Consider the following 25308-nt stretch of genomic DNA (forward strand, 5'->3'; position numbering starts at 1 on the left):
TTCTCGAAGCGCAGTCACCTGAACGGTGTTCAGGATAGAGCCATCCCCGGCTAGGGTGACCACCGTGTCCCACACTCGAGACGATGTCGTGCGCATGGCGCTGCGCGTACTCGACGAGTACGGCCTGGCCGACCTCTCGATGCGTCGCCTCGCGGCCGAGCTCGACGTGCGGCCCAGCGCGCTCTACCACCACGTCGCCAACAAACAGACGCTCCTGGCCCTCGTGGCCGACGAGCTGCTGCGCCGCACCTTCCGCCCCGCGCTGCCGGCGGACGCCGACTGGCGCGCCACGCTCGTGAGCACGGCCCGCGCCTTACGAGAGTCGATGCTGGCCTACCGCGACGGCGCCGAGCTCGTCTCGACGGTCGTGGCCTTCGGGCTCGGCGCTGCGGCGCCCCATGACGCCCTGGTCGAGGCGCTCGGCGACGCCGCGCTGCCGGCCTCGCTGGTGCGCACGGCGGCCGGCACGGTGCTGCACTACGTGCTCGGCCACACGCTCGCCGAGCAGACGCACCTCCAGGCCGACGCTGCCGGCGCTCTCGGCGACGCCCCGCCGGCGCGTCCCTCCGACTTCGCCGAGGGCCTCGCGCTCATCGTCGACGGCATCGGCGTCCGGCTCAGCGGGCGAGCGGGTTGACCAGCTCCCCGGCGTAGAGCAGCGACGACGCCTGGTCGGCGATGTCGACCATCTGCCGGGCATCGCGCAGTTGTAGCCGGTTCAGGCAGGAGTGCCGGAACGTCGGCCGTTGCAGGTCGATGGTGCGTACGGCGTCGGCGAGCTCGGGGTGGTCGAGGGCGTGCTGCTCCAGGCAGGCGGCCGCCTCGGCCCAGAACTGCTCGACCGGGAGGAGCCCCTCGGTCTCCCAGAGGGCGGCGAGGTGGCGCAGCACGCCGTCGACGACATCGGTGAGCACCGCGAGGCAACGGTCGTCGGGGTCGACCTCCGCCCGCGCCCGCTCGGCCGATTCCGGCAACGGCCGGCTCGGCGACAGCACGCCGACCTCCTCGCCGAGATCCTTCATGACGCACCGTTGCGGTGCCTGCCCGCGCAGCACGAGCAGTACGTTCTCGCCGTGCGGCATGAAGGCGAGGTCGTGGGCGAGCAGGCAGTGCGCGACGGGGCGTAGGTAGGCGTCGAGCAGCCGCCGCAACCAGGCCCGCGGCGTGAGACCCGACGCACGCACCAGGGCGGCGCAGTAGGAGGCGCCGGTCGGGTCGCGGTGCAGCAGGGCCGCCAAGGTGATGATGCGCTCGTCCTCCCCCTCGCCACCCCGCAGCGCCGTCGCCGGGCTCTCACGCCAGAGCGCGGCGAGCATCTTGCGCTGCGGGGCGCCCGGAGCCGCGCGGTGGTAGATGTCACCGGTGTAGCCGACGGCGGCGACCTCGCGCAGCACCTCGAAGCCTCGGCCGTGCAGCTCGGGGTCGCCCTCGACGATCGAGGCGACCCAGTCGCTGATCGCGGGGGTCTCGCGCATGTAGGCGGGGGAGAGGCCGCGCACGAAGCCCATGTTCTGGATCGCCAGGGCGGTCTTGACCTGCGGACGACGGGGGTCGTCGAGGTCGGCGAAGGTGCGGATCGACTGCATCGCCTGGTAGCGGGTGGTGCCCTCGCCGAGCACCACCAGATCCTGGCGCGCGACATCGGGGGCGAAGGTGACCGCCACCTTGGCGTCCCACTGCCAGGGGTGCACGGGCAGCAGCAGGTAGTCGTCGGGGTGCAGGCCGCGCTCGCGCAGCCGGTCGTGCAGCAGCTCGCGCTCGGGGCCCTCGCCGAGCACCGGCAGGTCGGTCTCGGCCCAGCCCTCGCCCAGCGAGAGATGGGTGGCGTGCCGGCGCGCCGCCAGCCAGACCAGCCGCACGGGGCGGGCGGCGTCGGGGGAGAAGGCCTCGTGGTCGGCCAACGAGAAGCCGATGCGACCTCGATTGGCCACGAAGCCGGGGTGGCCTTCGGTGACGGCAGCCTCGACCTCGGCGTGGGAGGCCTCGAGCAGCGCCTCGACGCTGGGGCCGGGATGGGCCAGCTGCCAGCAGGTCCAGGCCAGGGTGGCCGCGAGCTCCTCGAGGTAGACCCCGGTCAGCTCCTCGCGCAGCCCGAGGGCCTCGGCGTGCTCGAGCACCAGCTCCTGGACGTCGAGGGGGGCGGGCTCGCCGTCGACCTCACGGGTCAGGGAGTCCGGGTCGATGTGCCAGTGCTCGAGCGGCAGCCGGCGTGCCGCGAACCGGTAGCGGCTGCCCGTCGGTGCCTGGAGCACCCATCGGTCGGGGCCGTCGGGGCGGGGGTCGAGCAGTCGCTCGTGGCACAGCTCGCCGAGCGCCTTGACGACCAGGCGGCGTTGCGCCCGCTCCAGCAGGTCCGGGCTCAGGTGGGGTGCGGGGGGTTGGTGACGGGCGCGTTCCCAGTCGGCACGGGTGAGGAACGAGAGCGCGGCGGTCTTGTCGTCGAGTTCGATGGTGCGGCTCACGGTGAAGCCGGCCTCCTTGTTGAGTCGGGCGATGGCCTCGTTGCGCACGTCGGGCTCGACGACCACGCGTTGTACGCCGGTGCCTGCGAAGCAGTGCTCGAGCACCGCGGCGAAGACGGCTCGGGTGAGCCCCGGGCGGCGTCCGGCGTCGGGGGCGGGCGGTGCGACCAGCACGTGCATCCCCAGGTCGCCGGCGCCTAGCTCCGGCAGATCCTTGAGGGGAGAGTCGGCCGGGTCGTAGGTCTCGGCCAGGAACAGGGGCTCGCCGTCGACTCGCCCCAGCCAGGCGTCGTGGGTGGGTCGCGCGTCGATCTCGGCGTACTCTCGGCGCACGTCGTCGGGTGTCGCCTCGCCGAGCTGCCAGTACACCGAGCGCGGGTGCGTCACCCAGGCGTGCAGCAGTGCGACGGTCGCGTCGTCGACCACCAGTGGCTCCAGCGTGCACCTCATGCCGGCTCCCGGCGCAGGTGCTCGGGCACGCCGAAGGTCTGGGTGGCGACCCGCTTCTCGACGGCGTACACGGTGCGGCCGGTCAGCGCATTGACCAGTGTGGCGCTGCGGTGTGCCCCCATCCCGAGATCCGGGGCGACGAAGCCGTGCGTGTGCTCCTCACCGTTCTGCACGAAGATCTCGCGCCCGGTGACGTCGACGGCGAAGGTCGAGTCGGCGAGCAGCCGACCCGTGTCGTCGAGGTGCAGCCGGTCGCGCACCCCCTCGAGGAACGCGGGCAGCTCGGCGCGGTAGCCGGTGCCGAGCACCAGGCCGTCGGTGCGCAGGCCGAAGGACTCGCCGGTCTCGTCGTGGTGCAGGTCGAGCTCGTAGGCCGAGCCGTCCCAGCGTGCGTCGACCAGCGAGGTGTTCGACACCAAAGTGGTGCGTGGTCCGTGCCCTTGCACCCGCAACCGGTAGTGCAGGTCGGAGATCGCGTCGACCAGCTCGCCGCTGATGCCCTTGTAGAGACTGCGCTGCTCGCGCAGCAGCTGCTCGCGGGTGGGGGCCGGCAGCGACTGGAAATAGGCGGAGTACTCCGGCGAGGTCAGCTCCAAGGTGAGCTTGGAGTACTCCATGGAGAAGAATCGCGGACTCCGGGTGAGCCAGACCAGGTCGTAGTCGTGGTCGGGGGACGCCGCCAGCAGGTCGAAGTAGACCTCGGCGGCGCTCTGGCCGCTGCCGACGACGGTGATGGTGCGCGAGCGCTGGAGCTCCTCGCGCGCCGGGAGATATCCGGCGGTGTGGACGGCGGGACCGCCGGCGTCGCGTACGCACGGCGGCAGGACCGGTCGGGTGCCGGTGCCCAGCACGATCCGTCGGGCCCGCCACTGCTGCCCGGTCGCCGCGGTGGCGAGGTACACACCCTCGTCGGTGCGCTCGAGGTTCACCACGCGTTGGCCCAGCCGCACCGAGGGCAGCCGTTCGGCCACCCAGGTCAGGTAGTCGTCGTACTCGCTGCGCAGCGGGTTGAACGACTCGCGCACGTAGAAGGGGTAGAGCCGGTCGGTGGCCTTGAGGAAGGCGAGGAAGGACCAGCGGGAGGTGGGGTCGGCCATCGTGACGAGGTCGGCCAGGAACGGCACCTGCAGGGTCGCGTCGGGCAGCAGCATGCCAGGGTGCCACCGCACGTCCTCGCGGGCCTCGAGGAACACCGCGTCGAGGTCGTCGACGGGGTCGGCGAGGGCGGCCAGACCGAGGTTGAAGGGGCCGAGCCCGATGCCCAGGACGTCGTGCAGGCGCTGATCCTGCGTCTGCGTGTGGAAGGCGCTCATGCCGCCTCCGTCCGCGCCAGTGCGGCCGCCGTCTCCGCGATGCCCTCGATCACGGAGGCGATGTCGTCGACCTCCGCCATCGGGTTGAGCAGGGTGAGCTTGAGCCAGCGGCGTCCGTCGACGACCGTGGCGGCGACCACATGGGCACCGGCGCTCCACAGCGCGGCGCGTATCCGTGGCACGAGTCGGTCGACGTCGTCGGCGTCGAGGCCGGGGCACCGCGGACGCAGCAGCAGCGTGCTCAGCTCCGGTGCGGCGTGCAGCTCGATCCGGTCGTCGACGGCATAGCGGGCGTGCACCGCCGCGGCGAGATCGACGATGGCGTCGACCAGGTCGCCGATCGCCTCGGCGCCCATGACCCGCAGCGTGAGCCACAGCTTGAGGGCGTCGAAGCGGCGCGTGGTCTGCAGACTCTTGTCGACCTGGTTGGGGGCGCTCACCGCGGCGCCACCACCGTCACGCGGATTGAGGTAGTCGGCGTGGGCGGCGACGTGGCGCAGGTGCCGCCGCTCGCGGACGATGACTGCGCTGCACGAGACCGGCTGGAACCAGGTCTTGTGGAAGTCGACGGTGACAGAGTCGGCTTGCTCGATGCCGGCGAGCAGGTGCCGCCGGGTGCGGGAGACCAAGAGCCCGCCACCGTAGGCGGCGTCGACGTGCAGCCAGGCGTCGTGCGCCCGAGCGAGCCCCGCCAGCGCGGGGAGGGGGTCGATGCTGCCGTGGTCGGTGGTGCCGGCGGTGGCGACGACCGCCATGACGCTGTCGCCGGCCGAGACGACCTCGCTGAGGGCGGCACTGAGCCGGTCGGGGAGCATGCGCCGGCGCTCGTCGACCGGAACACTGAGGACGGCGTCCTCGGAGAGTCCGAGCAGACGCGCGGAACGCTGCACCGAGTAGTGCGCGTCGGCGGAGGCCAGGATGCGCAGTCGAGCCGGCCACACCCCTGGCCGCTCGAGGGCGCGATCGCGCGCGAGGTGCAGGGCCTGGAGGTTGGACTGGGTGCCGCCGGAGGTGAACACGCCGTCGGCCCGTTCGCTGGAGAACCCGATGCGCTCTGCCACCCATTGCACGAGGCGGCGCTCGATGAAGGTGCCACCCACGCTCTGGTCGAAGGTGTCGAGGCTCGGGTTCACGCCGCTCACGAGCACCTCGGCGACGAGAGCGGGTATCAGGACGGGGCAGTTGAGGTGGGCGGCGTAGCCGGGTTCGTGGAACCAGACGGTGTCGTCGAGCCAGACCCGGTCGAGCTCGGCCAGGGCCTGGGTGGTGCAGCCGAGGGGGAGGTCGAGGTCGACGGCGTCGACGCTCGCGGCGGCTCGGGCAGGTGAGGATCCCGTGACGGGGCCGCGGACGCGACTGAGCGTGCTGGCGAGGTGCGTGACAGCCAGGCGCGTGGCGGTCTCGTACTCACCCGCGTGATCGGGGTGCAGGAGGTGCCGCAGGCGTGGGTCGTCTGCGTGCGCGCGGGGGGAGGCGGTGGGGTGCGACACGAGGATCCTTCCGAGAAGATGAGGTAAGGCTTACCTAACTCCATTGTGCCTGGCGGCACAACCCGACGTGTCTGTGGCCGACGCCACGTCGCCTCAGGCCCCCGTGACGTCGACCACGGCACCCTTCGACTCGGCCAACAAGACGGCGCCGGTGAGGTCGAGCGTGGTCCGACGCAGCTGGGCGGCACCCAGGTCGACACCGTCGAGCGCGGCACCACGCAGGTCGGCCTTCGCGAGCTGGGTCTGGTGCAGCTCGGCGCCTGAGAGGCGGGCGCCACGCAGGGTGGCGGCGGTGAGATCGGCCAGCGAGAGGTCGGCCTCGCGCAGGTCGAGATCGCTGAGGTCGAGGCCGGCGAGGTGCGCGCCCCGCAGCCCGACGCCTCGCCACTGACCGCCGAGCACCCGTAGAGGGCGCATCGTGCAACGGGTGAAGGTCGATCCGGTCAGCTTGCATGCCTCGAAGGTCGCGTCGAAGAGGTTGCACCGGGTGAACTCGCAGGTCACGAATGCGGACGAGACGTGGGTCGAGGCGTTGAACCGGCAGGCCTCGAAGACGCAGTCGGTGAACACGGCGCTGCGCGTGCTGGCCTCGGTCAGGTCGACGTCGACGAAGCGGCACGCCGTCCACCGGCCGTCGGCGAGGTCGTCGCCGTACCAGTCCTCGCCGCTGAACGTCTGCCCCGCGATCTCGGTCATGCTCGCAAGGTAACGGCGCTCGCCGACATGTGGGTTGGCAGCCGGGGGTCATGGTCGTCGACTCGCCCCTCGAGCACCCCGCCGCTTTCGTGGAATCAGCCCCGATGCCCCCGTGCCCGGGCGACGGCCTCGGTGCTCCGGCCGGCCACGCCCCGGCGAGGAGTGCGCGGCCCGGGCTCAGCGCACCGCGAGGTAGACCAGCACGCCGCCCACTGCGGCCAGCACGACCAGGACGTTGACCCAACGCAGACGCAGCCAGAGTCGAGCGCGCTCCTCATCGACCCGCTGCTCCTGCTCGGGCTTGTCGCGTCGCGACGTCAGCGAGTCGTTGCGCCGCCACTCACGAGCACCGGCCAGCGCGGCGACCACGCCGAGGGCGACCATGAACCACGGCAGGTAGGGCCGGTAGGTGAGGTCGTCCATCACGTGGAGCAAGCCGAGGGTGAGGCCGACGGCCACCAGGACCATCGCCATGGCGAAGTAACCCCACGCGGGGTAGTCGCGCCTCTGACTGCTCAGTGGCGAGTCGCCGACATCGGACACGCCGGTCACGATCGCAGGAACCGCGGTCGGCGGCCTCATCCCCTCGGATTCACCGCGTCATCCCTCAGCGATCCGCTCGCACTCGACCCTGAGCGCCTCGCGCAGCGGTGCACCGCGTGCGGCGAACGAGGCTTGGGCGGCGGCGTAGGCGCGCTTCCCTTCAGGGGTCTCGATGCGCACCGGGCTCCACGGCTCGCCGGTGGGATCCAGTCGTAAGCCGGTGAGGTCGTACGGGGCCGCGCGCATGTCCAGGATCCTGATGTCCCACGCCAGCTCGAAGCAGTCGGCGACGAGGTCGGCGGGCACGAGCGGCGCGAGCCGGAAGGCGTGCTTGTAGAGGTCCATGCCGGCGTGCAGGCAACCGGGCTGCTCGAAGTCGGCGCGGTCGTCGACACCGGGAGAGAGCGTGTTCAGTGGCCGCGCGTCGGGGGTGAAGAACCGGAAGGCGTCGAAGTGCGAGCACCCGATGCGGTGCGACTCGACCACCTCGTCGGTGCCGTCGTGACCCAGCCGTAGGGGAGCGGGATGTCGGGTGCGGCCGGACGCCGTGCGGTAGACCATCGCCCACTCGTGTAGGCCGAAACACCCCAAGGTCGCTGCCCGAGAGGCGGTCGCCCTCAGCAGCCGCGTCGTGACGCCCGCGAGGGCCCGCTGCTGGTCGGTCACCGGCAGCGACGGGTCGCCCGCCAGGCCCGGCCCCCACGCCGTCAGCTGCGCCGGACGGAACGAGTAGTACTGGAAGAGGAAGTCGTGCACCGGGTGCTTCTCGCGACGCTTGCGACGAGCCAGGTGCGGCTCGACGTACGGCGCGAGCCGCGCGCTGTGAGCCTCCTGCCGCTCGGCCGCGTGAGCGAGGTCGAGGGCGTCGAGCACGGGCATGACGACCAGCCTAGGAGAGGGGCCTCGCATCGCGCGCATGCCCGCGACTCGGCAAGATCGTCTGCGTGGACCTGATCACCGTCGGCGTCGCCGCCTTCGCCGCTCTCATCCCCATCACCAATCCGATCGGTGGCCTGGCCGCCTTCGCGGCGCTCACCGAGGGCCGCGAGAAGAAGGACGTCGACCACCAGGCGTGGCAGACCGGCCTCTACGTCGGCGCGATCCTGGTCGTGTCCGCGGTGGCCGGCGACCTCGTGCTCAGAGCGCTCGGTATCAGCCTGCCCTCGCTGCAGATCGCGGGCGGTCTCGTGGTGGCCCACTCCGGCTTCGGCATGATCGCGCCCAAGCCCGGCATCTCGCGCCGTGAGGCCGACCACGCCGTCACCAAGGAGTCCGTGGCGTTCTCGCCGATGGCGCTGCCCCTGGTGGCGGGTCCGGGCGCGATCGGCGTCGTCATCGCCCTCGCGGCCCGGCACACCGGCATCGAGAGCCGCCTCGGACTGGTGGTCGGCTGCGTGGCGCTGGCCGCCGGCGTGGGTGGAGTGCTGCGCTTCGGCACGCCGCTCATCGAACGGCTGGGTGCCTCCGGCATCGGCGCGCTGACCCGGGTGATGGGCTTCCTCATCCTGGCCATCGGCGTCGAGCTGGTCTCCCACGGCGTCCTCGCCCTCACCTGACCCCCGGTCTCGCGCGCAGAGGTCGTTAGGCTCGCGACGTGCGTATCGCGAGATTCACCACCGGTGAGGAGCCCCAGTACGGCGTCGTGACGGGCGAGCTCGACGAGCTCGGCCAACCGGCGGACGACGCGATGGTCGTGGCGCTCGCCGGCGACCCGCTCTACGTCGGGGTCAAGCTGCTCGACCAGGAGTACCGCCTCGACGACGTGCGCCTCCTGGCGCCCGTGCTGCCGCGCAGCAAGGTCGTCGGCATCGGCCGCAACTACGCCGCCCACGCCGCCGAGCTGGGCCACGACCTGCCGGAGGAGCCGTTGATGTTCCTCAAGCCCAACACCAGTGTGGTGGGCCCCGGCGATCCGATCTTCTACCCGCGCCAGACCCAGAACCTGCACTACGAGGGGGAGCTGGCCGTGGTGATCGGCCGGATCTGCCGCGACGTGCCCGCCGAGCAGGCCACCGACGTCATCCACGGCTACACCATCGCCAACGACGTCACCGCCCGCGACCTGCAGAAGTCCGACGTCCAGTTCACCCGCGCCAAGGGCTTCGACTCCTTCTGCCCGCTCGGCCCCTGGATCGAGACCGACCTCGACCCCCAGACCTTCGTCGACGGCGTGCGCGTGCAGACCTTCCTCAACGGCGACGTCGTGCAGGACGGTTCCACCGCCGACATGATCTTCGACATCCCGACCCTCATCGCCCACGTCAGCAGCGTGATGACCCTGCTGCCCGGCGACGTGATCCTCACCGGCACCCCCGAGGGCGTCGGCCCGATGAACGTGGACGACGAGATCGAGGTCGCCATCGACGGCCTCGGCTCGCTCGCCAACAACGTCGCCGCCCGTTGACCCACAGCACCCGCACCCACAGAACTGAGTGAGATGACCGTTCGCGTCCGCTTCTGCCCCTCGCCCACCGGCTCCCCGCACGTCGGGTTCGCCCGCACCGCGCTCTACAACTGGGTGTTCGCGCGCCAGCACCGGGGCACGTTCGTGTTCCGCATCGAGGACACCGACAAGGCGCGCTCGACCGAGGAGTCGTACGAGGCGATGGTCGGCGCGATGCGCTGGCTCGGCCTGGACTGGGACGAAGGCCCCGAGGTCGGCGGCGCGCACGGCCCGTACCGGCAGTCCGAGCGCACCGAGCTCTACCTCGACGTGCTCGCCCAGCTACGCGAGTCCTCCTTCACCTACGACTGCTTCTGCACCACCGAGGAGGTCGACGCCCGCCGCAAGGCGTCGGGCTCGAAGGTGCAGGGGTACGACGGCTTCTGCCGCGAGCTGAGCGCCGAGCAGCGGGCCGCCTTCGAGGCCGAGGAGCGCCGTCCGATCGTCCGGTTCCGGATGCCCGACGGCTCGCTGACCTGGCAGGATCTGGTGCGCGGCGAGGTCACCTTCGAGACCCGGTTCGTGCCCGACTTCGCGCTCTGCCGCGCCAATGGCGACCCGCTCTACACGCTGGTCAACCCCGTCGACGACGCGCTGATGGGCATCACCCACGTGCTGCGTGGTGAGGATCTGCTCTCCTCGACCCCGCGTCAGATCCCGCTGCACCAGGCGCTGGTCGAGCTCGGCATCTCCGCCCGGGTGCCGGAGTTCGGCCACCTGCCGCTGATCATGGGCGAGGGCAACAAGAAGCTCTCCAAGCGCGACCCCCAGGCGCACCTGTTCATGTATCGCGACTCCGGCTTCCTGCCCGAGGGACTGCTCAACTACCTGGCGCTGCTCGGGTGGGCGATCGCCGCCGACCGCGACGTGTTCACGCTGGCCGAGATGGTGGAGGCGTTCGACATCAAGGACGTCAACCCCAACCCGGCCCGCTTCGACCTGAAGAAGGCCGAGGCCATCAACGCCGACCACCTGCGCATGCTCGGTCTCGACGAGCTCACCCACCGCCTCGTCCCGGTGCTCCAGGGCGCCGGGGTGCTCGGCGACCCCGTGCACGACGCCGACGCGCAGCTGCTCGAGCAGGCGATGCCGCTGGTGGCCGAGCGCATGAACAAGCTCACCGAGGCACCGGCCATGCTCGACTTCCTCTTCGTCGAGGAGGCCGACTTCGCCCTCGACGAGGCCGACGCCGCCAAGCTGCTCGACGATGCCGGTCGCGATGTCGTCAGTGCCGCGCGGGAGGCGGTGGAGGCCCTGGAGTCGTGGTCGACCGACGCGATCCAGGCGGCGCTCCAGACGAAGCTCGTCGAGGAGATGGGCATCAAGCCCCGCCTGGCCTACGGTCCGGTGCGCGTGGCCATCACCGGCCGTCGCATCAGCCCGCCGCTGTTCGAGTCCATGGAGCTGCTCGGCCGCGAACGCTCGCTCGGACGGCTCGCGGCGGCGTCCTCGTGAGCCGGCTGTGACCCAGGTTCCGCCGGAGACCACGGCGAAGGCGCGGCCCTACCACCAGCAGTTCGCGTTCGGCCGCCAGCCGGACTGGGCCTGGGTGCTGTTGGGCGTGGTCGCGCTGCTGGTGAGCGTCTTCGTGCTCCAGGTCGCGGTGAGCATCCCCGTGGCCGCGGTGCTCCTCGCGCTCGGCACCCCGCTCTCCGGACTCGCCGACAAGCTCGGCGGCGACCCGGTGACCCCGTCGTTCCTGGCCCTGGTGAACCTCGGGTGGGCGGTGATGATCCCTGCGGTCATCGGGGTCGGCCGGCTGGTGAACGGCATGCGCGCGGGCTGGCTGGTCTCGGTCACCGGGCGCTTCCGCGTGCGGTGGTTCCTCACCTGCCTGGGCCTCGCGCTCGTCGCCCTGGTCGCGACGCTCGTGGTCGGCGCGCTGGTGCCCGAGCAGGGCGACGGCGTGGCGATGAGCGGTGCGGTCAACTCCTTCACCTCCACCACCCGCGACTTCCTGCTGGTGGTCGTGCTGCTCACGCCGCTGCAGGCCGCGGGGGAGGAGTTCGTGTTCCGCGGCTACCTCACCCAGGGCATCGGCTCGGCGTTCGCCCGCTGGCCGCGCGTCTCCGCGGTGGTCGCCGTCGTCGTGCCCGCGTTCGTCTTCGCCCTCGCCCACGGCATCGGCCAGGATCTCCCCGTCTTCGTCGACCGGTTCGCATTCGGACTGGTCGCGGGCACGCTGGTGCTCGCCACGGGTGGGCTCGAGGCGGGCATCGCCATGCACGTGCTCAACAACTTCGTCGCCTTCGGGCTCGCGCTCACCTTCGGTGACATGACCTCGGCGCTCAACCCGACCGGCGGCTCGTGGTGGAGTCTGCCGACGACGCTGACCCAGAGCCTGGTCTACCTGCTCCTCGCCATCGCGATCGGACGCCGACGGGGGCTCGCGCGGGCGGGTGCGCCGTCCGTTTTGGCCGGGTGCGCGGGCCGCGTGTAAGGTTCCCAACCGGTCCCGGGGCCGCTCGACAGAGCGCTCCAGGAACCCCCTTGGGGTATGGTGTAATTGGCAACACGGCTGATTCTGGTTCAGTTGTTCTAGGTTCGAGTCCTGGTACCCCAGCCAGTGACCATCAGGTCGAGGATCCGCCTCACGGCGGCCCCGATTTGAGGCGGAACGAGGCTCCCCGCTACGATTCCGCAGGTTGCTCGGAGAGGCCGCGAGGCCCCTCCCGTCACAACTGCATCACCTTGCTCCGTTCGTCTAGTGGCCTAGGACGCTGGCCTCTCACGCCGGAAACACGGGTTCGAATCCCGTACGGAGTACGCACTGCGAAGGCCCCGCTCGGCACCCGCCGAGCGGGGCCTTCGGCGTTCTCGAGCCGACGTACGGATCGTCGGAGGTACCCTGCCGACATGCGCAGAGTCGCCGCTGCCTCGCTGGCGCTCGCCGTCGCCTGGACGGTGCTCCTGATCGTCGCCGCGGCGCGGCTGCCGGTCTATGCCGGACTCACCTCGACGAGGTCCGTCGACGGACGGGAGCGCACTCAGACCACCTCGGCGACACTGCTCGAGACGCATGGTCTCGTGGTGCTCGCCGTTCTCGCCGCGGTCTCGGCGGCCGTGATGCTGACGGTCGTACTCGTGCTCCTCAGTCGCCACCATGTCTGGGCGACGTGGGCGGGCTGGGTGCCGGTCGGTGCGGTCGGCCTGCTCTCCCTGGCCGGACTGTTGACGATCGGGGTGTTCCTGCTGCCGCTGATCGCCCTGCTGGGCGTGGCCGTGCTGGCCGCGATGCTCGACCGCCACCTGGCGTCCGCGGGCACGGCGCCCTAGGTGTGAGCTCCCGAGGCTGGTCGTCGTCCGACTGGTCCAGGCTGCTCGCGCCGGCGACGGTCGCGAGCGTCCGGGACGTGAACAATCGGACTCCTTGGAGAGGCGCAGCCTGCCGCTGATGCCGTGTCCCGAGAACGGGACGTCGGCGTCGTCCTGCTCGGAGACGCCGCCGCGGATCGTCCGCCCCTCGGCCGGGCCGCGCCGCGCGCCTGAGCCTCCTCCCGCGCCGGAGGCCGTACCGGAGGTCGGTCGCCCGTGCTGCTCGTGGGCTGGGTCCGGCTGGCGACCCGGTGCCTTCGAGGTCAGGCACACAACCCGTCTTCGAGGGCCTTCTGCCGCAGCCGCTCCTGGTTCTGAGCCTTCTTGGTGCCGGCGGACTCCGAGGCCGACGGGTTCTCGGAAGGCGAGGCGGAGGCGTCGGCGCTGGTGGAGCCGACGGGGTCGGCGGCGTTGATCGACTGGCGCTGGAGCTTCTTGGTGAGCGGTCGGTCGTTCTTGATGCGGCGCCACAGCTTGTCGGCCTTGGGCGACCAGATGAGTCGGTTGGGGTCGGGCTCGTAGGTCTCGAACGGCACCGTCACGAAGTCGATGTCGGCGAGGTTGGTGGACTTGAACTGACGAGCCAGGTCGACCAGGTGGGAGATGCTGTCGAGCTGGGGGTCGACCGTGAGCGACTGGGTCGCGGCCGAGAGGAAGTTGTAGACGCGGTCGGGGCGGGTCAGCGTGCCGGCCGAGAACACCTTGTGGATCATCGAGGCGATGAACGCCTGCTGGCGGCGCATCCGGCCGATGTCGGAGTTCACCGAGAGCACGTAGCGCTCGCGCACGTAATTGAGTGCCTGGCGCCCCTCGAGGGTCTGGGTGCCGGCGTCGAAGTGGATGCCGTGCGCCTGGTCGTCGACCTCGCGTGGGATGCACACCTGGACCCCGCCCACGGCGTCGACCATGCCGACGAAACTGCCGAAGTTGACGCTGACGTAGTGGTCGATGCGGACGCCGGTGAGCTGCTCGACGGTCTGGATGGTGCAGGCGACGCCGCCGACGGCGTAGGCGGTGTTGAACATCTGGAGCTTGCCGCCGGGGATGGTCTGCCCGTTGGACCCCTTGCAATCGGGTCGCGTGACGAGTGCGTCGCGCGGCAACGAGACTCCGTAGGCGTCTTGCCGGTCGGCCGACACGTGGATGAGCAGAGTCACGTCGGAGCCCTGCGAGCCCTCTTGATTGTCGATGTCGCAGCCCTCGCACTGCCGCGAGTCATCGCCCACGACGAGGATGTTGAGCGGCTCCTTGGGGCCCTCGACCTTCTTCTTCTCGGGGCGGTTCGACAGCATGGTGCTGACGTCCTCACCGGAGATGTTGCCGTTGAGGTGACGGTAGGCGAGCGTGACTCCGGTCGCCGTGACGAGCGCGAGCACGAGGTGGGTCACGACGATGACGCGGATCGCCGTGTAGCGGTGCCCTGCACGCAGGGAGGAGTCGGCCACGCGTCGATCATGACCGATGGCGCCACACCCGTGTGGGAACTCACAGTGGACGGCCGTGTCCGATTCCCGCTAGTCCCGCGCAGCCGCGTCGGTCAGGATGGCTAGGTGACCAGCACTCCCGCACTCGACGAGGCCGCGTGCTACGCGGCCGCGAGCTCGCGTGACCGACGCTTCGACGGAGTCTTCTACGTGGCGGTGCGCACGACCGGCATCTACTGCCGGCCCAGCTGCCCGGCGCGCACGCCGGCCCGGCACAATGTCACGTTCCACCGCACCGCCGCGTCGGCGCAGGGCGCCGGGTACCGCGCGTGCAAGCGCTGTCTGCCCGACGCGACGCCGGGCAGCCCGGAGTGGGACGTCGCCGCTGACGTCGCCGGCCGAGCCATGCGACTCGTCGCCGACGGTGTCGTCGACCGCGAGGGCGTCGACGGGCTGGCCAGACGGATCGGCTACACCCCTCGCCACCTCACCCGGCTGCTGGTGCGCGAGCTCGGCGCCGGCCCGCTCGCGCTGGCCCGCGCCCGCCGTGCCCAGACCGCGCGCACGCTCGTGGAGACCACGGAGCTCGGGTTCACCGACGTCGCCTTCGCGGCCGGCTTCTCCAGCGTCCGCCAGTTCAACGACACGCTGCGCGAGGTCTACCGCGCGTCGCCGACCGAGCTGCGCGCCCGCCGGGCCGCCGGACGCGGGCCGGCGTCGTCCACGACGGCGGGTGAGCTGTGCCTGCGGCTGGCCGTGCGCACCCCCTACGCCGCGGGCGCGCTGGTCGACTTCCTCGGCTACCACGTGGTGCCGGGGCTCGAGGCCGCCGGCCCGGGTTGGTACGCCCGTACCCTCGACCTGCCGCACGGGCCGGGCACGGTGCGCGTCGAGCCGCCGTCCTCCTTGGAGCGTGAGCAGGCGGGGCGGACGGCGTTCGTCATCGCACGCTTCCGGCTGGCGAGCCTGCTCGACACCTCCGCCGCGGTCGAGCGCACCCGGCGGCTCCTGGATGCCGACGCCGACCCCGGTCCGGTCGATGCTCTCCTCGGGCGCGATGCACTGCTCGCCCCCCTGGTCGCCGCACGCCCTGGGCTGCGGGTGCCGGGCCAGGTCGACGGCGACGAGACCGCCATCCGCACCGTGATCGGCCAGCAGGTCTCCGTGGCCGGGGCCCGCACCGTGACGGCCCGCATCGTCGCCGCCCACGGTCGTGCGGTCCGGCTCGCCGAGCCCGGCTTGACCCATCTGTTCCCGCGCGCTTGCGTACTCGCCGAGGTGGACCCCGCGACGCTGCCGATGCCGCGTGCCCGAGGCCGGGCCCTGGTGGGGTTGGCGGCGGCCCTGGCCGGCGACGACCTCTGGCTCGATCGAGGAGCCGACCGCGCCGAGGTTCGTGCACGCCTGCTGGCACTGCCGGGCATCGGCCCCTGGACCGCCGACTACGTGGCGATGCGCGCTCTCGCCGACCCCGACGTGTTCTTGCCCACCGACGTCGGTGTGCGCACCGCGGCGCGCAACCTCGGCCGTGACCTCGAGGCGGTCCTCGCCCGCACTCCCGCGTGGAGCCCGTGGCGCTCCACCGCACTGCTGCACCTCTGGCAGACGCTCATACCGCCGCTTGCACCGGCTCCCGACCTCTCACCCGACGCCCAGACGAAGGACTGACCCATGTGGACCCAGATCGACAGCCCGGTGGGGCCGCTACGGCTCGTCGAGCACCGCGACACGCTCACGGCCGTGGAGTTCGCACCCTTCGGTGCCGGTGACGGGCGCCCTCGGGGCGGCCGGGACGACGACCAGCCGGTGCTCGTCGAGGCGGCCCGGCAGTTGTACGCCTACTTCGACCGCGAGCTGACCGTCTTCGACCTGCCGCTCGCTCCGCAGGGCACCGACTTCCAGCAGCGGGTCTGGGAGCAACTGCGCGGCATCGCCTTCGGTGAGACCGCCAGTTACGGAGAGATCGCGCGGCGCCTCGGCATGACCAACGCGGCCTCGCGCGCGGTCGGTCTGGCCAACGGGCGCAACCCCATCCCGATCATCATCCCGTGCCACCGGGTCATCGGTGCCGATGGCACGCTCACCGGCTACGCGGGCGGGCTGGAGCGCAAGCAGCTGCTGCTCTCGCTCGAGACCGACGCACTGTTCTGATCTCGGCCGAGGTCGCAGGGTTCTCGGCGGTCGAACCATGGGGAAGGCCGGTGACGGGCGCGTCCGAGCCGGCACGTCCTGGTCGACCCCGGCACCGAGCAGCGCACCTGACCCACCACGCCGGTGGGCCGCCGAACCGCCGGCCGGGTGCTATTCAGGCCCGGGCGACCGCGGCGGCGGGTGCGCCCTCGGCAGCAGCACGGCGCAGCGACTCCGAGAGCCGCTCGGCGGCGGCCATGACGGCGGGGGCGTGCATGCGCCCGGGCTGGCGGGAGAGCCGCTCGAGCGGACCCGAGACCGAGACGGCGGCGATGATCTTGCCGCTGGGGGAGCGCACGGGTGCCGAGACCGAGGCCACGCCCTGCTCGCGCTCGCCGATCGACTGCGCCCAGCCGCGTCGGCGGATGCCGGAGAGGGCGGCGGCGGAGAAGGCGGCGTTCTGGAGACCGCGGTGTACGCGTTCGGCATCCTCCCAGGCGAGCAGCACCTGGGCCGCGGAGCCGGCGCTCATGGTGAGCTGGGCGCCGACCGGGATCGTGTCGCGCAGACCCGAAGGGCGTTCGGCGGCGGCCACGCAGACGCGGTGGTCGCCCTGGCGACGCCACAGCTGGGCCGACTCCCCGGTGATGTCGCGGAGTCGAGCGAGCACGGGGCCGGCCGTCGCGAGGAGCCGGTCCTCGCCTGCCGCGGCCGACAGCTCGGAGAGGCGAGGGCCGAGCACGAAGCGGCCCTGCATGTCGCGGGCCACCAGCCGGTGGTGCTCGAGCGCGACGGCGAGCCGGTGCGCCGTGGGGCGCGCCAGGCCGGTCGTCGTGACCAGGCTCGCCAGGGTCATCGGTCCGGATTCGAGGGCCGTGAGAACCTGGGCGGCCTTGTCGAGCACGCCCACTCCGCTGGTGTCCATATCCCAATACTCATGTCTCGCATCATGGGATTGCAACCCTTGTGACGCGTGCCTCACCGTCGACCCGACCTGTCCGTCATTCGAGACTGCTGTCTCATTCAATGGGATTCCAGACGTACGCTGGGTCAGGTCGAACAGCGCGGGAGATCCCCGGCGCACCACGCGACGAAGGAGTCAGTCATGGGTAGGACCTTGTCGGAGAAGGTGTGGGACGACCACGTCGTCCGGGCGAACGCGGGAGAACCCGACCTGCTCTTCGTCGACCTCCATCTCATCCACGAGGTGACTTCTCCGCAGGCCTTCGACGGCTTGCGGCTCGCGGGCCGGCAGGTGCGTCGTCCCGATCTGACGCTGGCCACCGAGGACCACAACGTGCCCACGCTCGATTGGGACAAGCCGATCGCCGACCCCGTCTCGCGCACCCAGGTCGAGACCCTGCGCAAGAACGCCGAGGAATTCGGGGTGCGGCTGCATCCGCTCGGCGACCTCGACCAGGGCATCGTGCACGTGGTCGGCCCGCAGCTGGGGCTGACCCAGCCCGGCATGACCATCGTGTGCGGCGACAGCCACACCTCGACCCACGGCGCCTTCGGTGCGATCGCGTTCGGCATCGGCACCTCCGAGGTCGAGCACGTGCTGGCCACCCAGACACTGCCCCAGGCGAAGCCCAAGACCATGGCCGTCACCGTCAACGGCTCGCTGCCCGACGGCGTCACCGCCAAGGATCTCGTGCTCAACCTCATCGCCCACACCGGCACCGGCGGCGGGCAGGGTTACATCGTGGAGTACCGCGGCGCGGCCATCGAGGAACTCTCGATGGAGGGCCGCATGACCATCTGCAACATGTCGATCGAGTGGGGCGCCAAGGCCGGCCTCATCGCACCCGACCAGACGACCTTCGACTACATCGAGGGCCGCCCCGAGGCCCCGAAGGGCGCCGACTGGGACGCCGCCGTCGCGTACTGGAGCAGCCTGCGCACCGACGACGACGCCGAGTTCGACCGCGAGATCGTGCTCGACGCCAGCGAGATGACGCCGTTCGTCACCTGGGGCACGAACCCGGGTCAGGGAGTGCCGCTGGGTGCCTCGGTGCCCTCCCCCCAGGACTTCGAGGAGGAGTCCGACAAGGTCGCCTGCGAGAAGGCCCTGGCCTACATGGGCCTCGAGGCCGGGACGCCGATGCGTGAGGTCGCCGTCGACACCGTCTTCGTGGGCTCCTGCACCAACGGACGCATCGAGGATCTGCGGCTCGCCGCCGAGGTGATCCGTGGCCGCCAGGTCGCCGAGAGCACCCGGCTGCTCGTGGTGCCCGGCTCGGTGCGAGTGCGCCTCCAGGCCGAGGAGGAGGGCCTCGATGTCATCTTCAAGGAGGCCGGCGCGGAATGGCGTGGCGCGGGTTGTTCGATGTGTCTGGGCATGAACCCCGACACGCTCAGCCCCGGGGAGCGCAGCGCCTCGACGTCGAACCGCAACTTCGAGGGCCGACAGGGCAAGGGCGGTCGCACCCACCTGGTGTCGATCCCCGTGGCCGCCGCGACCGCCGTGCGCGGCACGCTCTCCTCGCCCGCAGATCTCGACTGACCCGCCGACATCCCAGGAGCTTCGTGATGGACAAGTTCACCACCCACACCGGCGTCGGCGTGCCGCTGCGCCGCAGCAACGTCGACACCGACCAGATCATCCCCGCCGTCTACCTCAAGCGGGTCACGCGCACCGGTTTCGAGGACGGTCTCTTCGCCGCGTGGCGCGACGACCCCGACTTCATCCTCAACAACCCGGTCTACGCGCCCGGATCGGTGCTCGTGGCGGGCCCCGACTTCGGCACCGGCTCCTCACGCGAACACGCCGTGTGGGCCTTGCAGAACTATGGCTTCAAGGCCGTGATCTCGCCCCGGTTCGGCGACATCTTCCGCGGCAACTGCGGCAAGGCCGGCCTGGTCGCCGCGCAGGTCGACGAGAAGGTCGTGCAGCGGCTCTGGACCGTGCTGGAGGACCAGCCCGGTGCAAGCGTCACCGTCGACCTCGAGTCGCGCTCCGTGCGCGCGGGGGAGGGGGAGAACGCCGTCGAGGACTCCTTCGACATCGACGACTACACCCGTTGGCGGTTGCTCGAGGGCCTCGACGACATCGGCGTGACGCTGGGTCACGAGAGCGACATCGCGGCGTACGAGGGTCGGCGTCCCAGCTTCAAGCCGGTCACCCAGCACGCCTGATCGGCACTGCCACGAAGCGATCATCGGCGCGCCGCGGCACGCCGATGATTGTGGTGCCGCACAGGAATGCCTAGCGTGCCTTGCACGTGCCGTGCGATCGCGCGGTCTGACGAGGAAGTGCGAAAGGGACATCCATCGTGAACAAGACGCAGCTCATCGACACGCTCGCCGCGCGTTTCGAGGGCAATCGCAAGGCAGCGGCACACGCGCTCGAGTCGGTCGTCGACACCATCACCCGCGAGGTGGCCAAGGGCGAGAAGGTCGCCATCACCGGCTTCGGATCCTTCGAGAAGAAGGTGCGCGACGCGCGGCTGGTACGCAACCCCCGCACCGGTGAGCGCAAGCAGGCCGCCGCCAAGGCTGTCCCGAAGTTCACCCCCGGCGCCGACCTCAAGGCCGTGATCTCCGGAGCCAAGGAACTGCCCGCGCTCACGCTGGCCGCCGCTTCGGACGCCACCGAGGCGGTCCGCAAGGCGATGCCGGGCGCCAAGAAGGCGGCCAAGAAGGCACCGACCCCCAAGGCGCCGGTTGCGAAGGCACCGGCGACGAAGACGGCTCCCGCGAAGAAGGCGACGGCCACGAAGACGGCTCCCGCGAAGAAGGCGACGGCCACGAAGACGGCCGCGAAGAAGGCGCCGGCCACGAAGACGGCCGCGAAGAAGGCGCCGACGACGAAGGCGGCTCCGGCCACGAAGAGCGCTGCGAAGACGGCGCCGGCAGCGAAGAAGGCGCCCGCCAAGAAGGCGTCCGCCAAGAAGGCGCCGGCAGCGAAGAAGGCGCCCGCGAAGAAGGCGCCCGCCAAGAAGGCGCCCGCCAAGAAGGTTCCGGCGAAGAAGGTGGCCCCCTCGGAGCCGACCAGCTCCGAGAGCTGAGGCACCCGTGCGTAGCGCCCCGTCGCCCCAGTCGGCGGGGCGCTGCTGCTGGTGGGCCGCGGAACGCCGGTCGATCCCTCAGAACAGTCGCAGGTCGTCGAGCACGGCGCGCGTGTGCGCGCCCACGCCTAGGGCCACGGCGGCCTGGAGATCGACGAGGTCGTCGACGTCGCGGCTGACAGACGTCGGCGCGGGGAGCTCTCGGCACCCGGCCTCGAGGTGACGCGCCCGTGAGCCGGGGCCGTAGCCAGGTGAGAAGCTCCGTGGCGGCGCCCCGTAGAGCGTCGTACCCGCGCGCTCCACGTCACTGACGAACCAGGCGACGTCGGCGGAGGCACGCTCGAGCACGTCATCGATGTCGTCGGGCCGCAGCGCAGGCAGGTCGGCGCACACGGCCACCGGCGGAGAGTGGGGCCAGAGCCGGCCGGCCTCGTTCTTGGTCTGCACCAGCGTGCCGTTGAGGTCGCCCGCCGAGCCGTCGGGAATGCACACGGCGCCCAACTCGTGCATCTGGGCGGCGAAGGCTGCGTCGTCTGTGGCGACGATCACCGCGTGCACCAGGCTCGCCGCCCTCAGCGCCGACACCGTGTCGAGCGCGAACGACGCGGCCAGTCGGGCTCGGGCCGCGTCGTCGATGCCGACCAGCCGACTCTTGCCCACCATGGGCGGCTTGACCGGCACGAGGGCGGTGAAGGGCCGGGCGGAGGGGACGGAGGACGACATGGTGCGCGCATCCTCTCAGGGGCGGGGCGACTATTGAGTAGCCTGCCCTGCGTGACCGTCCGCTCGCTGAGCCAACCCCGTGGTTGGGCCTGGAACCTCGCGGTCCCGATCGTCAAGCCCACGCTGCTCGCCACCACCACGCACGACTGGCGACACGGGGAGCGGATCCCGGCTGACGGCGGCTGTCTGCTGGTGATGAACCACATCTCGCACGCGGACCCCTTCACGGCCGCCCACATCGTCTACGACCACGGACGGTTGCCCCGGTACCTTGCGAAGTCCGAGCTGTTCGCGAACCGCTGGCTGAACTTCTTCATGACTGCCGCGGGCCAGATCCCGGTCGATCGCCGCCGCGGCGGCACCGGCGCCTATGCCGCCGCGTGCGCCGCCGTCCGGGCGGGTGAGTGCGTGGTGATCTACCCCGAAGGCACGCTGACCCGAGACCCTGACGGCTGGCCGATGACCGGCAAGTCGGGTGCCGCGCGCATCGCCCTCGAGACCGGATGCCCGGTACTGCCGGTGGGTCAGTGGGGAGCGCAGGATCTGTTGCCGCCGTACACGAAGCGACCGCGTGTCGTGCCGCGCAAGCACATCACGATGTCGGTGGGCGAGCCGGTCGACCTCAGCGACCTGACCGCCCAGGAGCACACCGTCGCCGTGGTGAAGCAGGCAACCGACCGCATCCTCGACGCCATCACGGCGCAACTGGCACAGATCCGGGGCGAGGCGCCGCCCGAGCAGCGCTACGACATGAAAGTCTCGGGCGACCGGTACAAGAAGGGACGCTGACGACGTGAGTGCGGTGCACCCTGAGTGGGGCAAGGTGGCGGTGTTCGGCGCGGGGTCGTGGGGCACCGCGTTCTCGATCGTGCTGGCCGACGCGGGCAACGACGTGACCATCTGGGCACGGCGTGAGGAGGTGGCGCGCGCGATCAACGAGAAGCGCGAGAACACCGACTACCTGCACGGCATCGAGTTGCCACCGAACGTGTCCGCGACGAGTGACGTGCAGGAGGCCTTCGACCAGGCCGACGTCGTGGTGTGGGCGACCCCGTCGCAGACCTTCCGCGAGAACCTGGTGGCCTGGGCACCGCACCTGCCCGCCGACGCCGTGATGGTCTCGCTCATGAAGGGTGTCGAGCTGTCGACACTGAACCGGATGAGCCAGGTGATGGAGCAGGTCACCGGGGCCGGCCCGGAACGGATCGCCGTCATCAGCGGCCCCAACCTGGCGAAGGAGATCGCACGCCGGGAGCCGGCTGCGGCCGTGGTGGCGTGCGCCGACGAGCAGGTCGCGGTGCGTCTGCAGCGGCGGGTGCACAGCCCGGCGTTCCGCCCCTACACCTCGGTCGACGTGCTCGGCTGCGAGCTCGGCGGTGCCTACAAGAACGTGGTCGGCCTGGCCGTCGGCATGGCGGTGGGGCTCGGGTTCGGCGACAACACGACCGCCTCGATCATCACCCGTGGGCTCGCCGAGACCGCGCGCCTGGGCATGAAGCTCGGCGCCAACCCGCTCACGCTCATGGGGCTCGCGGGTCTCGGCGACCTGGTCGCCACGTGCTCCTCGCCCCTCTCACGCAACCGCACCTTCGGCGAGCGGCTGGGACGTGGACAGACCGCCGAGGAGATCTACGCCTCGACCCGCCAGGTCGCGGAGGGGGCCAAGTCCTGCGCCTCCTTGCGCGCGCTCGCTGAGCAGTCGGGGTGTGACGCCCCCATCGCGATGTACGTCGACGACGTCGTGGCCGGCCGCATGACCGCGAACGAGATGATGGACGCCGTCCTCGCCCGTGACACCAAGGCCGAGACCGACTGACCCGCGAGGGTCAGGTGAGGTCGTCGAGGGCCGAGGACACGTCGGCCCAGAGATCCTCGACGTCCTCGATGCCGACCGAGAGCCGCACGAGGGACTCGTCGACGGTGGGTGACTCCGCCTTCCAGCGACGACGACGCTCCATGCTCGACTCGACGCCACCCAGGCTCGTGGCGTGCACCCACAGTCGGGTCTTGCGGGGGAGCAGGTCGGCGGCGAGGGCTCCGGCGGCGAGCTCGATCGACACCATGCCCCCGAAGCCGGGGTAGCGCACGAGCGAGACCGCCGGGTGCCCTTCTAGTCGGCGGGCGAGCTCGGCCGCGTTGGCCTGGGACCGCTCCACCCGCAGGTGCAGGGTGCGTAGGCCGCGCAGGGCGAGCCAGGTCTCCATCGGCCCCGGGATGGCGCCCAGCAGGTCGCGGCGCTGTTTGAGGATCGTGAACAGCTCGTCGTCGCGGGTCACCAGTGCGCCCATCACGACGTCGGAGTGTCCGGCGAGGTACTTCGTGGCTGAGTGCAAGACGACGTCGGCGCCCTGCGCGAGCGGCGTCTGCAGCAGGGGAGTGGCGAAGGTGTTGTCGACCACGACGTAGGCGCCGGCCTCGTGGGCGGCCTCCACGATGGGGTCGAGGTCGGCGACGTCGAGATTCGGGTTGGAGGGCGTCTCGATCCACACCAGCGCGGCGTCGTCGCAGGCGGCCACGGCCGCCTCCGTGTCGTGCATCTCGACCAGCTTCGTGCGCACGCGACCGCGCATCTCCAGGTCGGCGAGCTGGCCCAGCGTGCCCTGGTAGGCGGTGCTGGGCGCAACGACCAGCGCCTCGTGACCGACGAGGTCGAGCAGCACCGAGACGGCGGCGAGGCCCGACGCGAAGGCCAGGCACCGGCCACCCTCGAGCTCACCCAGCGCCGTCTCGAACGCCGTCCAGGTGGGGTTGGCGTAGCGGCCGTACTCGAGGTCGCCGCCCGCGACGTAGGTCGAGGCGAAGGTGACCGGCTCGTTGAACGGCTGGTCGACCTCGCGTGGCGGGCGACCGGCGTGCACGGCGACGGTCGACGGCTTCAGAGCGGGAGCAGTCTGGTCTGGGTCAGCCATGCGCCCACACTAGGGTGACGCGCATGATCGCCCTGAGCCTGGCCCGGATCGCCGAGATCGTCGGAGGCGAGGTGGTCGGGCCGCCCGGCTCGGACGACGTCGTGGTCGACGCGCCCGCCGTGATCGACGGGCGCAAGGCCGACCCGGGTGGACTCTTCGTGGCCTTCGTCGGCGAGCACACCGATGGCCACGACTTCGCCGCGCAGGCGGGTGAGGCCGGCGCCGTGGCGGTGCTCGGGAGCCGGCCCACCGAGTTGCCCACGGTCGTGGTCGACGACGCGCGCGAGGCCTTGCAGACCCTCGCCTCGTTCGTCGTGGCCCGGGTGCGCGAGGCCGGCGGCCTGACCGTCTTCGGCATCACCGGCTCCTCGGGCAAGACCTCGACCAAGGATCTGCTCGGTGCCGTGCTCGCCCACGCGGCGCCGACGGTCGCGACGCACGGCTCGTTCAACAACGAGCTCGGCATGCCGCTCACCGCGCTGCGGGTCGAGCAGGCGACCCGCTACCTCGTGCTCGAGTTGGGTGCACGGGGGATCGGCCACATCGCCGAGCTGACCGACATCGTGCGCCCCGACGTGTCGCTGGTGCTCAACGTCGGCCAGGCGCACCTGGGCGAGTTTGGTTCACGCGAGGCGATCGCGCAGGCCAAGGGCGAGCTCGTCGAGGCGCTGCCCGAGGACGGCACAGCGGTGCTCAACGCCGGCGACGACCGGGTGATGGGTATGGCGCGCCGGACCCGAGCGCAGGTCACGACCTTCGGCACCGACGGGGTGGCCGAGGTGCGGGTCGAAGAGCTGAGCCTCGACCGGCTGGGCCGTCCCTCCTTCACCCTCGCCACGCCGCGGGGATCGGTGCCTGTGACGCTCCAGCTCGTGGGGGCCCACCAGGCGCTCAACGCGGCCGCCGCGTGCGCAGCGGCGCTGGCGGTCGGGCTGACTCCGGAGCAGGTGGCCGAGGCGCTCGCCGCCATCACGACCCTCTCGCAGTGGCGCATGGAGCTGCACGAGCTGCCGAGCGGCGTCATCGTGCTCAACGACGCCTACAACGCCAACCCCGACTCGATGCGCGCCGGCCTCGATGCGCTCGTCACGCTCGGGGCCGACGGCGCGGTGCAGCGCACGGTGGCCGTGCTCGGCGAGATGCGCGAGCTGGGGCCGACGGGGGAGGCGGAGCACCGCGAGGTCGGTCGGTACGCCCTCGCTCGCGGGGTCGACGTGGTGCTCGCGGTCGGCGAGGCGGCGCGAGGCATCGCGGACGGCGCCGAGGACGCCGCGGTCGTCGTCCACGACAACGACGAGGCCACGGCATGGCTGGCCGAGCACGTGCAGGCGGGCGACGCCGTGCTGTTCAAGGCATCGAACGGCACGCGGCTCTACGAGGTGGCATCCACCATTCGATAG

At 71.3% G+C, this 25308-nt stretch carries 24 protein-coding genes and 2 tRNA genes; 16 read left to right on the top strand and 10 right to left on the bottom strand.

Features of this window, described 5'->3' with window-relative positions; all coding sequences use genetic code 11:
• The first annotated feature begins 64 nt into the window (after positions 1–64).
• A complete protein-coding gene (locus tag ISG29_RS01745; protein WP_194501629.1) occupies positions 65–637 on the top strand; it encodes a TetR/AcrR family transcriptional regulator C-terminal domain-containing protein in 573 nt (190 codons plus the stop codon).
• On the opposite strand, the gene ISG29_RS01750 is transcribed toward ISG29_RS01745, so the two are convergent.
• From ISG29_RS01750 to ISG29_RS01775, 6 genes are all read right to left on the bottom strand, one after another.
• Positions 618–2912 (bottom strand): GNAT family N-acetyltransferase, encoded by a 2295-nt coding sequence (locus ISG29_RS01750; protein WP_194501630.1) that lies wholly within the window; start codon positions 2910–2912, stop codon positions 618–620. The two genes, ISG29_RS01745 and ISG29_RS01750, sit on opposite strands and share 20 nt — an antisense overlap.
• On the bottom strand, positions 2909–4225 hold the full coding sequence (locus ISG29_RS01755; RefSeq protein WP_194501631.1) for a lysine N(6)-hydroxylase/L-ornithine N(5)-oxygenase family protein: 1317 nt from the start codon (positions 4223–4225) through the stop codon (positions 2909–2911). The genes ISG29_RS01750 and ISG29_RS01755 overlap by 4 nt, the downstream gene beginning before the upstream one ends.
• Entirely contained in the window at positions 4222–5715 is a 1494-nt protein-coding gene (locus ISG29_RS01760) for a pyridoxal phosphate-dependent decarboxylase family protein (RefSeq protein WP_328827558.1), read from the bottom strand. Before ISG29_RS01760 ends, ISG29_RS01755 begins: the two co-directional genes overlap by 4 nt.
• A gap of 93 nt (positions 5716–5808) precedes the next feature.
• Complete coding sequence (locus ISG29_RS01765; RefSeq protein WP_194501632.1) at positions 5809–6411, bottom strand: pentapeptide repeat-containing protein; 603 nt, start codon at positions 6409–6411, stop codon at positions 5809–5811.
• A 177-nt stretch (positions 6412–6588) separates the two neighbouring features.
• On the bottom strand, positions 6589–6963 hold the full coding sequence (locus ISG29_RS01770; protein ID WP_194501633.1) for a hypothetical protein: 375 nt from the start codon (positions 6961–6963) through the stop codon (positions 6589–6591).
• 48 nt (positions 6964–7011) lie between these two features.
• Positions 7012–7833, bottom strand: coding sequence for a 3-methyladenine DNA glycosylase (locus ISG29_RS01775; RefSeq protein ID WP_194501634.1), 822 nt, complete (start codon positions 7831–7833; stop codon positions 7012–7014).
• Positions 7834–7898: 65 nt separating this feature from the next.
• Between ISG29_RS01775 and ISG29_RS01780 the strand changes: the two genes are divergently transcribed.
• The 7 genes from ISG29_RS01780 (at position 7899) to ISG29_RS01810 (ending at position 12673) form a co-directional block, all read left to right on the top strand.
• On the top strand, positions 7899–8510 hold the full coding sequence (locus ISG29_RS01780; protein WP_328827563.1) for a MarC family protein: 612 nt from the start codon (positions 7899–7901) through the stop codon (positions 8508–8510).
• Positions 8511–8548: 38 nt separating this feature from the next.
• Positions 8549–9358, top strand: a complete 810-nt coding sequence (locus ISG29_RS01785; protein ID WP_194501635.1) for a fumarylacetoacetate hydrolase family protein — start codon at positions 8549–8551, stop codon at positions 9356–9358.
• A gap of 33 nt (positions 9359–9391) precedes the next feature.
• Positions 9392–10852: a glutamate--tRNA ligase gene (gltX, locus tag ISG29_RS01790; RefSeq protein WP_194501636.1), complete on the top strand. Its 1461-nt coding sequence runs from the start codon at positions 9392–9394 to the stop codon at positions 10850–10852.
• 7 nt (positions 10853–10859) lie between these two features.
• On the top strand, positions 10860–11837 hold the full coding sequence (locus ISG29_RS21480; RefSeq protein ID WP_194501637.1) for a CPBP family intramembrane glutamic endopeptidase: 978 nt from the start codon (positions 10860–10862) through the stop codon (positions 11835–11837).
• A 51-nt stretch (positions 11838–11888) separates the two neighbouring features.
• Positions 11889–11963 (top strand) — tRNA-Gln (locus tag ISG29_RS01800).
• 127 nt (positions 11964–12090) lie between these two features.
• Positions 12091–12163 (top strand) — tRNA-Glu (locus ISG29_RS01805).
• A 90-nt stretch (positions 12164–12253) separates the two neighbouring features.
• Positions 12254–12673 carry a hypothetical protein gene (locus ISG29_RS01810; RefSeq protein ID WP_194501638.1) on the top strand — a complete coding sequence of 140 codons (420 nt, stop codon included), beginning with the start codon at positions 12254–12256 and terminating at the stop codon, positions 12671–12673.
• Between the two features lie 302 nt (positions 12674–12975).
• Here ISG29_RS01810 and ISG29_RS01815 read toward each other — a convergent pair whose 3' ends face one another.
• On the bottom strand, positions 12976–14157 hold the full coding sequence (locus ISG29_RS01815; protein ID WP_194501639.1) for an LCP family protein: 1182 nt from the start codon (positions 14155–14157) through the stop codon (positions 12976–12978).
• Positions 14158–14262: 105 nt separating this feature from the next.
• On the opposite strand from ISG29_RS01815, the gene ISG29_RS01820 reads away from it, so the two are divergent.
• Together ISG29_RS01820 and ISG29_RS01825 are read left to right on the top strand one after the other, a co-directional pair.
• Complete coding sequence (locus ISG29_RS01820) at positions 14263–15804, top strand: Ada metal-binding domain-containing protein (RefSeq protein ID WP_194501640.1); 1542 nt, start codon at positions 14263–14265, stop codon at positions 15802–15804.
• A 3-nt stretch (positions 15805–15807) separates the two neighbouring features.
• Positions 15808–16287: a methylated-DNA--[protein]-cysteine S-methyltransferase gene (locus ISG29_RS01825; protein WP_194501641.1), complete on the top strand. Its 480-nt coding sequence runs from the start codon at positions 15808–15810 to the stop codon at positions 16285–16287.
• Positions 16288–16441: 154 nt separating this feature from the next.
• Here ISG29_RS01825 and ISG29_RS01830 read toward each other — a convergent pair whose 3' ends face one another.
• On the bottom strand, positions 16442–17191 hold the full coding sequence (locus ISG29_RS01830) for an IclR family transcriptional regulator (protein WP_194501642.1): 750 nt from the start codon (positions 17189–17191) through the stop codon (positions 16442–16444).
• A gap of 180 nt (positions 17192–17371) precedes the next feature.
• Here ISG29_RS01830 and leuC point away from each other — a divergent pair, with 180 nt between their 5' ends.
• The 3 genes from leuC (at position 17372) to ISG29_RS01845 (ending at position 20276) form a co-directional block, all read left to right on the top strand.
• Positions 17372–18772, top strand: coding sequence for a 3-isopropylmalate dehydratase large subunit (leuC, locus tag ISG29_RS01835; protein ID WP_194501643.1), 1401 nt, complete (start codon positions 17372–17374; stop codon positions 18770–18772).
• A gap of 26 nt (positions 18773–18798) precedes the next feature.
• Positions 18799–19404: a 3-isopropylmalate dehydratase small subunit gene (gene leuD / locus ISG29_RS01840; RefSeq protein WP_194501644.1), complete on the top strand. Its 606-nt coding sequence runs from the start codon at positions 18799–18801 to the stop codon at positions 19402–19404.
• Positions 19405–19541: 137 nt separating this feature from the next.
• Positions 19542–20276 (top strand): HU family DNA-binding protein, encoded by a 735-nt coding sequence (locus ISG29_RS01845; RefSeq protein WP_194501645.1) that lies wholly within the window; start codon positions 19542–19544, stop codon positions 20274–20276.
• A gap of 78 nt (positions 20277–20354) precedes the next feature.
• Here the strand turns inward: ISG29_RS01845 and cofC are convergent, their stop codons facing one another.
• The gene (gene cofC / locus ISG29_RS01850; RefSeq protein ID WP_194501646.1) at positions 20355–20999 is read right to left on the bottom strand and encodes a 2-phospho-L-lactate guanylyltransferase; all 645 of its coding nucleotides are present in this window, start codon (positions 20997–20999) and stop codon (positions 20355–20357) included.
• 51 nt (positions 21000–21050) lie between these two features.
• Between cofC and ISG29_RS01855 the strand changes: the two genes are divergently transcribed.
• Complete coding sequence (locus ISG29_RS01855) at positions 21051–21788, top strand: lysophospholipid acyltransferase family protein (RefSeq protein WP_194501647.1); 738 nt, start codon at positions 21051–21053, stop codon at positions 21786–21788.
• Between the two features lie 4 nt (positions 21789–21792).
• Positions 21793–22815 carry an NAD(P)H-dependent glycerol-3-phosphate dehydrogenase gene (locus ISG29_RS01860; RefSeq protein WP_328827570.1) on the top strand — a complete coding sequence of 341 codons (1023 nt, stop codon included), beginning with the start codon at positions 21793–21795 and terminating at the stop codon, positions 22813–22815.
• A 10-nt stretch (positions 22816–22825) separates the two neighbouring features.
• Here the strand turns inward: ISG29_RS01860 and ISG29_RS01865 are convergent, their stop codons facing one another.
• Positions 22826–23908, bottom strand: coding sequence for a trans-sulfuration enzyme family protein (locus ISG29_RS01865; RefSeq protein WP_194501648.1), 1083 nt, complete (start codon positions 23906–23908; stop codon positions 22826–22828).
• 23 nt (positions 23909–23931) lie between these two features.
• On the opposite strand from ISG29_RS01865, the gene ISG29_RS01870 reads away from it, so the two are divergent.
• Complete coding sequence (locus ISG29_RS01870; protein WP_194501649.1) at positions 23932–25308, top strand: UDP-N-acetylmuramoyl-tripeptide--D-alanyl-D-alanine ligase; 1377 nt, start codon at positions 23932–23934, stop codon at positions 25306–25308.

This window comes from Nocardioides acrostichi (genome assembly GCF_015319165.1).
GTDB classification, from domain to species: domain Bacteria; phylum Actinomycetota; class Actinomycetes; order Propionibacteriales; family Nocardioidaceae; genus Nocardioides; species Nocardioides acrostichi.

What these genes read in the sequence shown, in the direction of transcription:
- ISG29_RS01750 (WP_194501630.1), bottom strand. Translation starts at nt 2,912, where the DNA reads ATGAGGTGCACGCTGGAGCCACTGGTGGTCGACGACGCGACCGTCGCA.
- ISG29_RS01755 (WP_194501631.1), bottom strand. Translation starts at nt 4,225, where the DNA reads ATGAGCGCCTTCCACACGCAGACGCAGGATCAGCGCCTGCACGACGTC.
- ISG29_RS01765 (WP_194501632.1), bottom strand. Translation starts at nt 6,411, where the DNA reads ATGACCGAGATCGCGGGGCAGACGTTCAGCGGCGAGGACTGGTACGGC.
- ISG29_RS01775 (WP_194501634.1), bottom strand. Translation starts at nt 7,833, where the DNA reads ATGCCCGTGCTCGACGCCCTCGACCTCGCTCACGCGGCCGAGCGGCAG.
- gltX (WP_194501636.1), top strand. Translation starts at nt 9,392, where the DNA reads ATGACCGTTCGCGTCCGCTTCTGCCCCTCGCCCACCGGCTCCCCGCAC.
- ISG29_RS01810 (WP_194501638.1), top strand. Translation starts at nt 12,254, where the DNA reads ATGCGCAGAGTCGCCGCTGCCTCGCTGGCGCTCGCCGTCGCCTGGACG.
- ISG29_RS01825 (WP_194501641.1), top strand. Translation starts at nt 15,808, where the DNA reads ATGTGGACCCAGATCGACAGCCCGGTGGGGCCGCTACGGCTCGTCGAG.
- ISG29_RS01830 (WP_194501642.1), bottom strand. Translation starts at nt 17,191, where the DNA reads ATGGACACCAGCGGAGTGGGCGTGCTCGACAAGGCCGCCCAGGTTCTC.
- leuC (WP_194501643.1), top strand. Translation starts at nt 17,372, where the DNA reads ATGGGTAGGACCTTGTCGGAGAAGGTGTGGGACGACCACGTCGTCCGG.
- leuD (WP_194501644.1), top strand. Translation starts at nt 18,799, where the DNA reads ATGGACAAGTTCACCACCCACACCGGCGTCGGCGTGCCGCTGCGCCGC.
- cofC (WP_194501646.1), bottom strand. Translation starts at nt 20,999, where the DNA reads ATGTCGTCCTCCGTCCCCTCCGCCCGGCCCTTCACCGCCCTCGTGCCG.
- ISG29_RS01865 (WP_194501648.1), bottom strand. Translation starts at nt 23,908, where the DNA reads ATGGCTGACCCAGACCAGACTGCTCCCGCTCTGAAGCCGTCGACCGTC.
- ISG29_RS01870 (WP_194501649.1), top strand. Translation starts at nt 23,932, where the DNA reads ATGATCGCCCTGAGCCTGGCCCGGATCGCCGAGATCGTCGGAGGCGAG.